This window comes from Bacillus sp. CCNWLW194, from assembly GCF_037120585.1.
Classification (GTDB): domain Bacteria; phylum Bacillota; class Bacilli; order Bacillales; family Bacillaceae_G; genus Bacillus_A; species Bacillus_A basilensis.
The window spans coordinates 1-14,833 of the sequence record NZ_JBBBBL010000038.1 but is presented as its reverse complement, the minus strand read 5'-3'; the positions used below and the strand labels follow the sequence as shown (position 1 = coordinate 14,833).

Below are 14,833 nucleotides of genomic sequence, written 5' to 3'. Positions count from 1 at the left end.
ATAAAAATTGACGTTTCACGTTGTTTGTTTCGTTTAGTTTTCAAAGTTCAACATCGCGTTTCAGCGACTTTTATAATTTAACATTTTTCGTTAAATCCGTCAACAACTTTTTTCTTTCGTTCCTGACGACGCTTATTAATTTATCATATTAATCATTTGTTAGTCAACACTTTTTAAAAAAATGCCAAAATAATTTTTATCTTGGCATGATATAAAGCTTAATAACCACCAATGCAGCAACACCGGGTAGCCCTAACAAACTTGTGATCGCCGCTGTACCCAAATTAATTGGAATATGAAAATCAAAATATGTTCCTACAACATTTACGATAAAGAGTAATGCTATTCCTAACGTAATATGAAAGAGTGCCTTTCCTATAAATCGTAACGGCTTAGAAGAAACACCAAAAACAAGGAAAATAAAAACTAACGCAAGAATACCACCAATAACAATTGTAGAATTCATTTTTTCCTCCTTATGAATGACCTATACATAATTATTTGTATGGGACAAGGCGATGAAAAAGAACATTTATCACATAACACCAATCGTTTTATCCTACTAATCTTTATTCGTTAACACTTTCTTCATAAAAACCGTTAATCGCTCCGTCCAAACGAAGTGGCCACTATATGTTTAACAAATAAAATAAAAGGTTCTGCTTTTTCAGCAGAACCTTTTACCATTGTTCCATTTTTACAGGACGACGTTTTGCCTCTTTTAACAAGAAGAAATATTTCGCCTCTGCTATTTTTAAAGAACAAAGTACATCTTGAGATGGTTCTACACTTTGTTCAACCATTCTCTTCTGACGTAACCATTCGTTCTTCACTTTTTCTAATAGTACAATTAGCTTATCATCATACTCTTTACGCAATTTACCCTTTTTTTGAAAGAACATTTTTGTTTCTCCTCTTATACTTCTCTACGACCTTCTAACGCTTTCGACAGTGTCACTTCATCTGCATATTCTAAATCTCCACCAACTGGCAGACCATGTGCAATACGAGTTACTTTAATACCTGTCGGCTTTAAGAGGCGGGATATATACATCGCTGTAGCTTCCCCTTCAATATTAGGATTTGTTGCTAATATCACTTCTTGTACCGTTTCATCGTGCAGTCGCTTTAAAAGTTGCGGGATATTAATGTCTTCCGGTCCAATTCCCTCCATTGGAGAAATAGCACCGCGTAACACATGATATACACCTTGATACTCTTTCATTTTTTCCATTGCGATTACATCTTTCGGTTCTTGCACGACACAAACAACTGATTGATCTCGATGTGAATCGTTACAAATATAACAAGGATCACGGTCAGTAATATGCCCGCATACAGAACAATATGCTAAGTCTCGCTTCGCATTTACAAGTGCTTTCGCAAAACCTAACACATCGTCTTCTTTCATATCTAATACGAAAAATGCCAATCGAACCGCTGTTTTCGGTCCAATTCCTGGCAATTTCATAAAACTATCAATTAGTTTTGATATTGGTTCTGGATAATGCATATATCAATATCCTCCTAGAACATTCCACCTGGTAAGTTTAAGCCTTTTGTAAATTTACCCATTGTAGAGTTTGAAAGTTCATCAGCTTTTTTAAGCGCATCATTCGTTGCAGCTAACACTAAGTCTTGTAACATTTCGATATCTTCTGGATCTACAACTTCTTCTTTAACTTTCACTTCAAGAATTTGCTTATGACCATTTGCAATAACTGTAATCATACCGCCACCAGCTGTACCTTCAACTGTCTTTTCGCCAAGTTCTTCTTGCGCTTTTGCCATATCTTTTTGCATTTTTTGCATTTGTTTCATCATGTTATTCATATTTCCCATTCCGCCACGCATCATAATTAATTCCTCCTAATTATTATTACTCTTTTATTTCAATAAGTTCTTGCCCTACTAATTTTACTGCCTCTTCTATAAGAGGATCTTCTTTCTTCTCTGAGCTTTCTTCAGAATTCCCACCTTCACGCTGTAAAAAATCTTCACGGATTTTACCCCATTCACTTTTTGGAATGGCAATCATATTTAATCTTTTACTTAGCAATTCAAATAAAGCTTGTTCCACTGTATCCATAGCTTCTCGATTTTCGCTTGCCATTTTACAGTGAATCTCATATTGAAACGCTAAAACGTAAGTATCATCCGAAGCCGCTACCGGTTCACTATTTTCTAACAAAACAGCAAACGCTACTTTGTTGTATGCTTTGAGTCTTCCTAGCAACTCACCCCATACAGCTTTTAATTGTTCTAAATCTTGACGCTTTGCTTGCTTTAATACTTCATTTACGCGTCCAACAGGAATCTTCATACTACCTGTCCGCACTGGCTTTGGTGCTGCACGTGTCTCTCTGACTTCCTGCTGCACACCAGTCGGCACACCATTCTTTTTGACTTGTTCTAACTCTTTCTCCAATTGCTGCATCCTGTTCATAATTGCTTGTAAACGATCTGCACCGTTTGCTTGCATCATAAACTGTTGACACAGTTGTACCATAACAACTTCTAAGAAAATTCGCGGATGATTTGTCCACTTCATTTCCTGTTGTCCCTTACTAAGAGTATGAATGATTTCATAGATTGCTTCCGGTTGCATTTCTTCACTTAACATCCGGAATTGCTCATCTACCATTACTCGTTCCAACATATGTTCCAGTTGTGGTGAAGTTTGATATAAAAGCATATCACGATAATAGTAAATGAAATCCTCCATGAAGCGAACAGGATCTTTCCCTTTCCCCATCATCTCATCTATGATACGTAATGCTCTTGATACATCATTTTCACGTATACATTCTACTAAGTTGCCTAAGTATTGCTGAGAAACAGAACCTGTTACAGCTAATACATCTTCTGTTGTAACTGTCTCATCACTATAAGATATCGCCTGATCAATAAGACTAAGCGCATCACGCATACCACCTTCAGCGGCACGCGCAACAATTTGTAACGCCTCATCTTCTACTTGCGTACCTTCATTGGTCACAACCGTCGATAATCTCTCAACAATATCATTTACTGATATTTTTCGGAATTCGAAACGCTGACAACGTGAAATGATTGTAGGCGGTATCTTATGCGGTTCTGTTGTTGCCAAAATAAAGATGACATGTCCTGGCGGCTCTTCTAACGTTTTTAAAAGCGCATTGAAGGCACCCATGGAAAGCATGTGGACTTCATCAATAATGTATACTTTATATTCTACAGCACTTGGAGCATATTTTACTTTATCTCTAATATCTCGAATTTCATCTACACCGTTATTTGAAGCCGCATCAATTTCTAATACATCTGAAATAGATCCTTGCGTAATCCCTAAACAAGAGGGACATTCATTACAAGGCTCAGCTACCGGAGCATGTTCACAGTTGATTGCTTTTGCAAATACTTTTGCAATTGTCGTTTTCCCTGTTCCCCTCGGGCCAGAAAATAAATACGCATGTGAAACTTTCTCTTGAAGAAGGGCATTTTGCAACGTTTTTGTGACGTGCTTTTGACCGACTACATCTTCAAATTTTTGCGGTCTCCATGTTCGGTATAACGCTTGGTATGACACAAAAATACGGCCTCCCTCAAAGGTTATTATCTCATTTATTATAACCCATTCTGTTTATAGATTCCAAAAGTTATTTTCTATACAAAAAACCCACCTTAGTATTAAGGTGAGTTTTGTATACATATATAACTGCCGTGCACCTTCTGTCGATTACGTACCATAAGCGTTACTTAAGCAGTTAGCTCGGTTCAGGCACTCCTGCGGCACACGAGAAAACCCGCTTATTGCTGCTTCCTTCCGGACCTGACAAGGTTCACGGGGTCCCGTTGCGCAGGACCCAAACGTCAACACCACTTACTTAAGGCAGGCCTTACAGCAACATAACCTCGAGAAGGGATTCGGCCTCGCTAGAGCGGATTGCGAGTATAGGGCACCGCTACCTCCCCGCTTAGCACGGCAAAGTTAAAACCAATATTCGGTTGCCTTCATTAAAGGCACTATCAGTATAACTTGTTTTTTTATAAAATGCAAATACGTTAATTCTCGTTGCTTTTCTCTAATTTCTTGATCGCTTTTCTTTTTTTACGAAGTTCTCTAAAAAAGTTTGTTAACAACGTACCGCATTCTTCTTCTGATACACCAGCTACCACTTCACATTGATGATTAAAGCGTTCATCCGTTAAAAGATTCATTAATGTCCCTGCACATCCACCCTTTGGATCACTTGCACCATATACAACTCGCTTCACTCGTGATAAAACAATTCCACCCGCACACATCGGACAAGGCTCTAATGTTACATATAACGTCGCATCTTCTAAACGCCATGTCCCTAATTTTTTGCACGCCTCATCAATAGCTAACAACTCAGCGTGAGCTATTGATCTTTGCTCAGTTTCCCTTAAATTATGAGCAACACTAATTACCTCACCATCTAACACTATAACTGCACCAATTGGTACTTCTTGTATTGCCTCTGCTTTTTTAGCCTCTTCTATTGCCAACTGCATAAAATAAATATCTTGATCGCGTTCCATAACATAGTCCTTTCATTACAAATAAAATACGCTTATTTCCATTTACTACACATGGGATAACTTTTACAAATTCAATCCACCCTAAGAAAAAAGAGAGGGGATTATATATGAAGAATACTGCCTTACTCATCATCGATATGATTAATGATTTTCAATTTTCACATGGGCCCATCCTAGCCAAGAAATGCGAAATTATAACAAATCCTATTTTACATTTAAAGAAAACGATGAAATCCTTCGGCTATCCCATAATTTATATTAATGACCATTATCAACTTTGGAGATCTGATATTGACCAACTGATTACTCATTGTACAAATGAATATAGTGAAAATATCATTCATAAGATTGCTCCAAATTCTGACGATTACATTTTTATTAAACCACATTACTCTGCCTTTTATGAAACACCTTTAAATTCTTTATTAGGCTATTTGAAAATAGAAAACCTAATATTAACAGGAATTGCTGGTAATATATGTATTCTTTTTACAGCTAACGATGCACATATGAGAAATTATACACTGTATGTACCACAGGACTGTATTGCCTCTAATCATGATCAGGATAACCTGCATGCTTTAAAAATAATGGAAGCCACATTAAAAGCAAATATAGTACCGTCATCCCAAATAAAATTTAATTAATACATATATCTATTTTCTAACTTTTTATATCAAATTAACCCGCTCGCTTCCCTCTTGTGCTACAATAATTCTGTTTTGTGTTTTTAGTAGTCACGGCAAATCACTGATTGAAAGGAGGGAACAGCGTGACCGGAGTACCATTTATCACGGTTGAAGGACCAATTGGTGTTGGAAAAACCTCACTTGCGAAGGCAATTTCAGCTCACATGCAACTCCACTTACTAAAAGAGATTGTTGATGAAAACCCCTTTTTAGGAAAGTTCTATGAAGACATCGACGAATGGAGTTTTCAAACAGAGATGTTCTTTCTTTGTAATAGATACAAACAACTAGAAGACATTAACATAAAGTATTTGAATCAAAGGAAGCCAGTAGTAGCTGATTATCATATATTTAAAAATTTAATTTTTGCATCCCGTACATTAAAAGATTCTCAATATGACAAGTACATGCAAATCTACCGTATCCTTACACAAGATATGCCTGTACCAAATGTCATCGTTTATTTAACAGCTAGCTTGGAAACATTACAAAAGCGAATCGCAATGCGCGGAAGAGAATTCGAAAAAAATATGGACCCAAATTACTTACTACAGCTCACAAAAGATTACGAAACAGCAATGGATACTTTTAAAAAGGACCATCCAGATATCCCGGTGTTGAAATTTAACGGAGACGATATGGATTTTGTACAAAATCCCGATGATTTAAACGTCATCCTATCCGCCCTTCAAAATACTCTCTTAAAGGAGTCGAAATAATAATGAATTTAAGGCAAAAATATGATATACCAAATGATGCAGTAATTACTATCGCTGGAACAGTAGGTGTCGGAAAATCAACTATGACAACTGCACTAGCTAACGCTTTAGGTTATCGCACATCATTTGAAAAAGTAGATTCTAATCCATATTTGGACAAGTTCTATGCCGATTTCACACGCTGGAGCTTCCACTTGCAAGTATACTTTTTAGCAGAACGATTTAAAGAACAAAAGAGAATTTTTGAATATGGTGGCGGTTTTGTTCAAGACCGTTCTATCTATGAAGACACTGGCATTTTTGCAAAGATGCATCATGAAAAAGGTACAATGACGGAAACTGATTATGAAACATATAAAGGTTTATTTGACGCTATGGTCATGACTCCTTACTTCCCTCATCCAGACTTATTAATTTACTTAGAGGGTTCTTTCGATGATATTGTAGACCGTATTCAAGAACGCGGACGCCCGATGGAGCAGCAAACACCAATTGAGTATTGGAAAGAGATGCATGGGCGTTACGAAAACTGGATCAATAACTTTAATTCATGCCCTGTTTTACGATTAAACATTAATGAATACGATATTTTAAAAGATGGAGATTCTATTGAACCAATCATTAAAAAAATTGGCCATTTTTTAAAACAAACACGTAAACTTGTAAAATAAAAAACCCGTGCATACGCACGGGTTTTTCTATTAAATTATTTCTTCTTTGTTGGAGCAATAATTTCACTCTCAGGTTTTCCGGCGTTAATACGCTGACGAACCGTACTTGTACTAATATCGTATGTCTCAGCAATCTCTTTAACAGTCATTTCTTTCCCGTTAATTACCGCTGTTAATACTTTACCTGTACGTTTTGGAGCTGCTTCTTTCTTTACAGCTTCTTTTTTAACTTTTTTTGGCGCCTCTACTTTTGTCGCAGTTTGTTTTACATCACAAGTGCAACCACAAAGTTTACGGAATGTATCATCGCTAATAATGCGTGATACGTTTGCACCACTGTTTAAAATTCTATTGTTCTTACAGACAGGACATTGTACATAATATAAAGTTTTTCCATCTAAAGGAAACGTTTGTATAATAAGATCCATGTTGACTCCTTTCATATCTATGAAGATAATCATCGGAATATGAGTGTGTAATAAGGACAAAATCGCCTTACACCATACTTTATGATTGGTTTTAAAATAAAAACTCGTTACGTGTTGGTAACGAGTTCTCCAATCTCCACTTATATGCGCTGTTGTCAATTATATCTGGAGGAGGTAGAGGGATTCGAACCCCCGCGCGACTCTCGCCGCCTGTCGGTTTTCAAGACCGATCCCTTCAGCCAGACTTGGGTATACCTCCATATTGACATCAAATATAATATCAAAAGAAAAACAGTTAGTCAACCCTACTAAAATAAATTATGAGGAAAGGAAAATTTTACTTTCCCTCTCCTACATTATAGTACTGACAACGCTCATAATTACCAATCACTCATACCGATGAATGTTTATAAATTTACTTAATAACTGTTTTTCCTCCCATATAAGGGCGAAGAACTTCTGGAATTATAATTGTACCATCTTCTTGTTGGTAATTCTCTAAAATAGCTGCCACCGTACGTCCAATTGCAAGACCAGATCCATTTAATGTATGAACATGTTCTGGTTTTCCGTTTGGTTCACGACGGAAACGGATATTTGCACGTCTCGCTTGGAAAGCCTCAAAATTACTACAAGAAGAAATTTCACGATATGTGCCATAGCTTGGAATCCATACTTCGATATCGTATTTCTTCGCTGCTGTAAATCCTAAATCGCCTGTGCACATGCTCATAACGCGATATGGCAACTCTAACAATTGTAACACGCGTTCTGCATCATTTGTTAGTTTTTCTAACTCTTCATAAGAATCTTCTGGTTTCACGAACTTTACAAGCTCTACTTTATTGAACTGATGCTGACGAATTAAACCACGTGTATCACGACCAGCTGAACCTGCTTCAGAACGGAAACAAGAGCTAAATGCAGCATATCTTATAGGCAATTGCTCTTTATTTAAGATTTCATCACGGTGCATATTCGTTACAGGTACTTCAGCTGTTGGAATTAAGAAGTAATCTTCACTTTCAATACGGAATGCATCTTCTTCAAACTTTGGAAGTTGTCCAGTTCCTGTCATACTTGCACGGTTTACCATATACGGAGGTAATACTTCTTCGTATCCATGCTCATCAGTATGAAGATCAAGCATAAAGCTAATTAAAGCACGCTCTAACCTTGCGCCAGCACCTTTATAGAATACGAAACGGCTTCCCGTTACTTTCCCAGCACGTTCAAAGTCTAGAATTCCTAAATCTGTAGCAAGATCCCAATGTGGTTTTGGTTCAAAAGCAAATTCCTTCACATCTCCCCAAGTACGCGCTACTACATTATCATCCTCTGTCTCACCAACTGGAGCAGATTCATGAGGGATATTTGGAATAGATAACATTAATCTTTCTAAATCTTCTTCAACTGTACGAAGTTCATTATCAAGATCTTTTACTTTTTCTCCAACTTCACGCATTTCTAGAATTAGAGCTTCCGCATCTTTCTTTTCGCGCTTCAATACAGAGATTTGTTGAGATACTTCATTGCGTTTACTTTTTAGTTCCTCTGTTTGAACAAGTAGTTCTCTTCTTCTTGTATCTAACTCTTCAAAGCGACCAAAATCAGTTAAATCTTCGCCTCTATGTTGTAACTTTGCTTTTACTTCTTCAAAATTTGTACGTAAAAATTTAATATCAAGCATTATATACTCCTCCTTTTATTTTATAAAACACAAAAAACTCCCGTCCCTATATAAAGGGACGGGAGTTAACCCGCGTTGCCACCCTAGTTGAAAGCATTACCGCCTTCCTCTCAAGTAGAAATAACGGCTCTTCACCGGGAACGTTTACTAATCATAAAGATATTCCACATTCCATTCCAGGATGGATTCACAAACTGTTTCTATCGATTTCCACCAACCATCGACTCTCTATAAGAAACCACATTTGTTACTACTTCCTATCAACACGCTTATTTTATAAAATTGTTACCATCAATTTACTATAATCTTATACAAGTTGCAAGTTACTTATACAACTTTTTTCATTTTCGCTTCTTTTACCATTTCTACAAAGTATGCTGTTACACGATGATCATCCGTTAATTCCGGATGGAATGAAGCAGCTAAAAACTGTTTTTGTTTTACCGCTACCATTCGGTCGCCGTGCGTAGAAAGCACTTCGACATCATCTGCTACATCTACAACATATGGGGCACGAATAAATACGCCAACAAAATCTTCTCCCACACCTTTAATAGAAAGTGCAGCTTCGAAGCTATCTTTTTGACGCCCGAACGCATTGCGCTCAACTGTAATATCCATAGCACCAATATGTGCTTCTTCATAGCCAATAAGTGTTTTTGCAAGAAGAATCATTCCTGCACATGTACCAAACATTGGTTTACCAGACTTCGCGAATGTACGAAGTGGTTCCATGAAAGCATACTTATCAATAAGACGGCGCATTGTTGTACTTTCACCGCCTGGTAAAATAAGACCATCAATCTCTTCAAGTTGCTCTATACGCTTTACAACAACAGCTTCTGCACCACTTGCTTCAACTGATTTTACATGCTCACGAACTGCACCTTGAAGACCTAGTACACCGATTTTCACCATTTTAAAGTTCTCCTTCAATTACCATCCGCGCTCTTGCATGCGTTGTTCTGGTAATAACGTTGAAATTTCGATACCTTTCATCGCATTACCTAATCCTTTAGAAAGGCTTGCAATTAGTTCGTAATCCTCATAATGAGTCGTCGCTTCAACGATCGCACGTGCAAATTTCTCTGGGTTCTCTGATTTGAAGATACCAGATCCAACAAATACACCATCCGCACCAAGTTGCATCATTAACGCTGCATCTGCTGGTGTTGCTACACCACCTGCTGCAAAGTTTACAACTGGCAAACGACCAAGGCGTTTAATTTCAAGTAGTACTTCATAAGGAGCACCAGTATTTTTTGCATATGTCATTAACTCATCTTCACGTAGACTTGCAACTTGACGGATTTCTGCATTGACTTGGCGCATATGACGCACTGCCTCTACAATGTTTCCTGTTCCTGGTTCACCTTTTGTACGAAGCATAGATGCACCTTCTGCAATACGACGTGCAGCTTCTCCGATATCACGGCAACCACATACAAACGGAACTGTGTAATCACGTTTATTTAAATGGTATACTTCATCGGCAGGAGTTAATACTTCACTCTCATCGATATAGTCTACCCCTAATGATTCTAATACACGTGCTTCTACAAGGTGACCGATACGGCATTTTGCCATAACCGGAATTGACACAGCACCCATAACTTCTTCAACGATCGTTGGGTCTGCCATACGAGAAACGCCACCTGCTGCACGAATATCTGCTGGTACACGCTCTAATGCCATAACGGCAACTGCGCCTGCCTCTTCTGCAATTTTTGCTTGTTCAGCGTTAATTACGTCCATAATAACGCCGCCTTTTTGCATTTCTGCCATTCCACGTTTTACACGTTCTGTCCCTGTTACATTTGTCATGTTACAAAAACCCCCCTAGGTGAATTGCTTTTCCCCGTTAAAGGCGAAAATTAAGAATACTCTTACATTCTACCACTAACCATCAGATGCTTGTCTACTACTTTTTCATAAAGTCGGTATGAAAAATAGGAATAAGAAAAAGCCCCTACAATGAGGAGCTTTTAAAACCAACCTTTTACTGTATCAACAGCACTATTCCATATACCACTAAAGAAAGAACCGATTCCGCGCATAGAACGAGTAAACCAATTCGCTTCTTCTACTGCAGATGTTGTTACAAGATCTATTTGTAATGACTTACCAGATAAAAATCCAGGATCATTCGTATCTTTTAGTGTAATTACCATCTGGCCAAGTGCAGCTCCCTTTTTAATAGGTGCTTCTTGTCCCTTACTTGCTTCTTTTAATTCTGTTTTATAAACATCTTTACTTCCCTTTGGCATTGGAAGTGAAACAGCTTGTTTTGTTTGAACTGCTACATCTTTATCTTTTGCATTTTCTACTCGTACTGTTTCATGTCCTTTTACCGAAGAACCTTTTTTATACACTTTCTTCATTTCAAAGTTATCAAATCCATAATCATATAGCTTCTTTGTCTCATCGAAACGTGCTTGACGAGAATTTGTTTTAATGACTACAGAAATAAAACGCATTCCATTTCTTTCAACCGTACCAGTGAAACAATCTCCTGCCTCTGGAGTTGATCCTGTTTTCAGGCCATCTACACCATCATATGCCTTAGATAAACCTTTTAACATCCAGTTCCAGTTCAACATTTGAAATTTCTCTTTTTCAGGACGGAAAACTTTCATCGGAGTTTTTGCTGTATCTAATACTTTAGGATAATCTTTAAGTAGATATTGTGCTAAAGTTGCAACATCCTTCGCAGACATTTTATTTTCTTCATCCGGTTGTGTACCTTCAGGATGCATTCCTTTTAAATCTTTGTTCGTTAAACCTGTAGAATTGACAAATTTATAATTTTTCAATCCTAGTTCTTTCGCCTTATCATTCATCATTTTTACGAAGTTTACTTCTTTATCCGCAATTGCTTCCGCTAATGCAATTGTTGCACCATTTGCAGAAAAGATTGCCATCGCCTCATATAACTCTTTTACTGTATAAGTGCCACCATTTTCTAATGCAACATTTGATAATGAAGCATCTTGTGAAACTTTATATGCATATTCAGAAACCTTGATTTTTTGATCCCACTTAAGTTTTCCTTTATCCACTGCTTCATGAACTAAATATTCACTCATCATTTTTGTCATACTAGCAATTGATAATAATTCATCTGCATTCTTTTGATATAAAATCTTACCAGAATTCGCTTCAACTAAAATTGCTGCACCTGCTTCAATGTTTAAAGCAGATCCTGTTTCTGCTGACGCATTGCTATATGGTAACAACATACTACAAGCTAGTGTAAGCATTGTTACTAGCGCAATGAATCTTTTGCAAAACATACTTTTCACTTTTGCTACCCCCAATATCTATGTACTCACATAACCGTTATTCTAACATAATCAAAAAAAAATAGACAGAGATATCAAATCTCCGTCTATTTGTATATAAGACATTATAATGAGTAGTTTGGAGCCTCTTTTGTAATTTGTACGTGATGAGGATGGCTTTCAAGTAAACCAGCACCTGACATGCGAATAAATTGTGCATTCTCGCGTAAGAACTCTAAATTCTGTGCTCCGCAATAGCCCATACCTGCACGTAATCCACCAACTAATTGGTGAACTGTATCTGCTAAAGGTCCTTTATATGGTACTCGTCCTTCAATACCTTCTGGAACAAGTTTTTTATTTCCTTCTTGGAAGTAACGATCTTTACTTCCTTTTTCCATCGCACCAACAGAACCCATACCACGATATACTTTAAATTGGCGACCTTGGTAAATTTCAGTGTCACCAGGGCTTTCAGCAACACCAGCAAACATGCTACCTAGCATAACAACATGTGCTCCTGCTGCTAAAGCTTTAACCATATCACCAGAGTACTTAATACCACCATCGGCAATGACTGGGATACCGTGTTTACGAGCTTCTGTTGCACAATCATAAACCGCTGTTAATTGTGGTACACCAACGCCAGCTACAACACGTGTTGTACAAATAGAGCCTGGTCCAATACCAACTTTAACTACGTTTGCACCTGCTTCAATTAATGCTTTTGTTGCTTCAGCAGTAGCAACGTTTCCAGCGATAATATTTAGTGACGGATATTTTGCACGAACTTCTTTTACTTTATCAATAACACCTTGAGAATGTCCATGAGCTGTATCAAGTACGATTGCATCTACGCTAGCTTTTACTAATGCATCGATACGAGTCATAGCATCAGCCGTTACACCAACCGCTGCCCCGACTAATAAGCGCCCTTGCTTATCCTTCGCAGAATTTGGGAATTCAATTACCTTTTCAATATCTTTTATTGTAATAAGCCCTTGTAATACACCGTTGTTATCAACAAGAGGGAGTTTTTCAATTTTATACTTTTGTAGGATCTTTTCAGCTTCTTCTAGCGTTGTACCAACTGGAGCTGTAATTAGCTGTTCTTTTGTCATTACGTCGGAAATTTTGATTGAGTAGTCTTGGATAAAACGCATATCACGGTTTGTAATAATACCAACTAACTTTCGCTCATCTAAATTATTTACAACCGGTACACCTGAGATACGGTATTTTCCCATAAGATGCTCTGCATCATACACTTGATGTTCTGGAGTTAAAAAGAAAGGATCTGAAATAACACCACTTTCAGAACGTTTTACTTTATCAACTTGCTCTGCTTGTTGTTCAATAGACATGTTTTTATGAATAATTCCTAAACCGCCTTGACGAGCCATTGCAATAGCCATATCAGCTTCTGTTACTGTATCCATTCCTGCACTAATTAACGGGATGTTTAACTGTAAGCTTTCAGATAAAACTGTTTTAACACTTACTTCTCTTGGTAGTACATCTGACTTTGCTGGTACAAGTAATACGTCATCAAAAGTCAAACCTTCTTTAACAAATTTAGATTCCCACATAATTGTTCCCCCCATGATACCAGAAATTATTATTAGTAGCTTATCAATTGGTTAAAATACTGTCAAGGACGTATATATATGTTAGAATTTTTAGACAATAAAAGGAGCGTAATATATGCATCAAACACATTGTACTTGGCAGCAATTAAGTTTCTTCTTTTCATCTCAAAATGTACAACGTTATCTTGCCCGTTGTTATGAAAAATCCTCCATACAAGATGCTGAAAAAAAAAGTTTTGAAAATTGTTATCCCTTTATTTATTACTTAGAACATGGAAAAAATTATTATGAATTATATAAGGTATCACCCTTTTCAATTCAACCAATGTTATTGTTTTATGGAATGAGCCAACTTTTTAAAGCCTGTTTACTAACCATTGATCCTAACTATCCAGAATCCACTACTGTTTTAGCTCATGGTGTTACGACCCGTAAACGAAAAAAACAAGGATATCAATTTTTAGAAGATGAGGTGAAGGTACAAAAAAATGGATTATTTACTCATGTTGCAGAACAGCTGTTTCACATGAAACACTTAGAATCAGAGAAGTTTAACATGTTGGATTTAATGGGGAATATTCCTGAATTACAAAACTTATTTCGCTATAGTCAAAGAGGTGCCACTTTATATAAAATTGATTCAACACATACAAATGAGCTTTCCTTTTCAGTTAACATACTAGATCGACTCCATATGACTACAGAAAGATTTTCACGTTACATTGAATCAACTTGTAAGCATTTATCCATGCAACATGTCCCTGGGAAAACGAGCGAATCGAATTTGCTTTTTACAGCTCCTATCCAATCGTGGAATCCTATATATAGTACGCCCTTATACTACGAATATCTTGCTGATACTTATTACTTACCACTTACAACTGACCCTAGAAATCCTAAACCTGTATTACCCGAACTTCTTGTTCATTATTTATTGCTCTACAATTTAAGTATGATTTCTAGATACGAAACAGATTGGTGGTATGATTTACTTGGAAGCTATGGTTCTGAAGATTACCCATTTATTTATCAATTCCTTAATATTTCTGCTCAAAAAATCCCTTACTATATTTCGGCTTTTTTACTAGCAGAACCGAGCCTATTTCATGGGAAATAAAAAAACACAAGTCAAAAGACTTGTGTTTTTAGTTGCTTGGCGACGTCCTACTCTCACAGGGACAAGGTCCCAACTACCATCGGCGCTAGAGAGCTTAACTTCCG

General features: G+C 37.1%; 16 protein-coding genes, 1 tRNA gene, 1 other RNA gene and 1 other annotated feature. Of the genes, 4 read left to right on the top strand and 14 right to left on the bottom strand.

Annotation, left to right across the window (positions count from 1 at the left end; all coding sequences use genetic code 11):
* Positions 1-196: 196 nt before the first annotated feature.
* From V7S50_RS33635 to tadA, 7 genes are all read right to left on the bottom strand, one after another.
* Complete coding sequence (locus V7S50_RS33635; RefSeq protein WP_242256796.1) at positions 197-466, bottom strand: pro-sigmaK processing inhibitor BofA family protein; 270 nt, start codon at positions 464-466, stop codon at positions 197-199.
* A gap of 214 nt (positions 467-680) precedes the next feature.
* A complete protein-coding gene (locus V7S50_RS33630) occupies positions 681-902 on the bottom strand; it encodes a YaaL family protein (protein ID WP_000466020.1) in 222 nt (73 codons plus the stop codon).
* A gap of 14 nt (positions 903-916) precedes the next feature.
* Complete coding sequence (gene recR / locus V7S50_RS33625; protein WP_000559169.1) at positions 917-1,513, bottom strand: recombination protein RecR; 597 nt, start codon at positions 1,511-1,513, stop codon at positions 917-919.
* Positions 1,514-1,527: 14 nt separating this feature from the next.
* Complete coding sequence (locus tag V7S50_RS33620; protein WP_170930109.1) at positions 1,528-1,854, bottom strand: YbaB/EbfC family nucleoid-associated protein; 327 nt, start codon at positions 1,852-1,854, stop codon at positions 1,528-1,530.
* A gap of 25 nt (positions 1,855-1,879) precedes the next feature.
* Complete coding sequence (dnaX, locus tag V7S50_RS33615; protein ID WP_242256798.1) at positions 1,880-3,568, bottom strand: DNA polymerase III subunit gamma/tau; 1,689 nt, start codon at positions 3,566-3,568, stop codon at positions 1,880-1,882.
* A 132-nt stretch (positions 3,569-3,700) separates the two neighbouring features.
* Positions 3,701-3,965: signal recognition particle sRNA large type (gene ffs, locus V7S50_RS33610), an RNA gene on the bottom strand.
* A gap of 79 nt (positions 3,966-4,044) precedes the next feature.
* Positions 4,045-4,545 carry a tRNA adenosine(34) deaminase TadA gene (tadA, locus tag V7S50_RS33605; protein WP_063223592.1) on the bottom strand — a complete coding sequence of 167 codons (501 nt, stop codon included), beginning with the start codon at positions 4,543-4,545 and terminating at the stop codon, positions 4,045-4,047.
* Between the two features lie 107 nt (positions 4,546-4,652).
* Here tadA and V7S50_RS33600 point away from each other — a divergent pair, with 107 nt between their 5' ends.
* From V7S50_RS33600 to V7S50_RS33590, 3 genes are all read left to right on the top strand, one after another.
* A complete protein-coding gene (locus V7S50_RS33600; protein ID WP_063223591.1) occupies positions 4,653-5,192 on the top strand; it encodes an isochorismatase family cysteine hydrolase in 540 nt (179 codons plus the stop codon).
* A gap of 125 nt (positions 5,193-5,317) precedes the next feature.
* Positions 5,318-5,953, top strand: a complete 636-nt coding sequence (locus V7S50_RS33595) for a deoxynucleoside kinase (RefSeq protein WP_063223590.1) — start codon at positions 5,318-5,320, stop codon at positions 5,951-5,953.
* 2 nt (positions 5,954-5,955) lie between these two features.
* Positions 5,956-6,624 (top strand): deoxynucleoside kinase, encoded by a 669-nt coding sequence (locus V7S50_RS33590; RefSeq protein WP_001053585.1) that lies wholly within the window; start codon positions 5,956-5,958, stop codon positions 6,622-6,624.
* 35 nt (positions 6,625-6,659) lie between these two features.
* Here V7S50_RS33590 and V7S50_RS33585 read toward each other — a convergent pair whose 3' ends face one another.
* The 7 genes from V7S50_RS33585 to guaB all read right to left on the bottom strand — a co-directional run bounded on the left by V7S50_RS33585 (position 6,660) and on the right by guaB (position 13,612).
* Positions 6,660-7,052 (bottom strand): DUF3797 domain-containing protein, encoded by a 393-nt coding sequence (locus tag V7S50_RS33585; RefSeq protein ID WP_060629159.1) that lies wholly within the window; start codon positions 7,050-7,052, stop codon positions 6,660-6,662.
* A 166-nt stretch (positions 7,053-7,218) separates the two neighbouring features.
* A tRNA-Ser gene (locus tag V7S50_RS33580) sits at positions 7,219-7,311 on the bottom strand.
* Between the two features lie 156 nt (positions 7,312-7,467).
* The gene (gene serS, locus V7S50_RS33575; RefSeq protein ID WP_060629158.1) at positions 7,468-8,742 is read right to left on the bottom strand and encodes a serine--tRNA ligase; all 1,275 of its coding nucleotides are present in this window, start codon (positions 8,740-8,742) and stop codon (positions 7,468-7,470) included.
* 51 nt (positions 8,743-8,793) lie between these two features.
* Positions 8,794-9,015: a binding site (T-box leader), on the bottom strand.
* A 54-nt stretch (positions 9,016-9,069) separates the two neighbouring features.
* Positions 9,070-9,660, bottom strand: coding sequence for a pyridoxal 5'-phosphate synthase glutaminase subunit PdxT (pdxT, locus tag V7S50_RS33570; protein WP_060629157.1), 591 nt, complete (start codon positions 9,658-9,660; stop codon positions 9,070-9,072).
* A gap of 18 nt (positions 9,661-9,678) precedes the next feature.
* A complete protein-coding gene (gene pdxS, locus V7S50_RS33565; RefSeq protein ID WP_000186157.1) occupies positions 9,679-10,566 on the bottom strand; it encodes a pyridoxal 5'-phosphate synthase lyase subunit PdxS in 888 nt (295 codons plus the stop codon).
* Positions 10,567-10,727: 161 nt separating this feature from the next.
* On the bottom strand, positions 10,728-12,035 hold the full coding sequence (locus tag V7S50_RS33560; protein WP_242256800.1) for a D-alanyl-D-alanine carboxypeptidase family protein: 1,308 nt from the start codon (positions 12,033-12,035) through the stop codon (positions 10,728-10,730).
* Between the two features lie 113 nt (positions 12,036-12,148).
* Complete coding sequence (gene guaB / locus V7S50_RS33555; protein ID WP_063223588.1) at positions 12,149-13,612, bottom strand: IMP dehydrogenase; 1,464 nt, start codon at positions 13,610-13,612, stop codon at positions 12,149-12,151.
* Between the two features lie 115 nt (positions 13,613-13,727).
* On the opposite strand from guaB, the gene V7S50_RS33550 reads away from it, so the two are divergent.
* Positions 13,728-14,729, top strand: coding sequence for a YaaC family protein (locus V7S50_RS33550; RefSeq protein WP_060629154.1), 1,002 nt, complete (start codon positions 13,728-13,730; stop codon positions 14,727-14,729).
* Positions 14,730-14,833 lie beyond the last annotated feature (104 nt).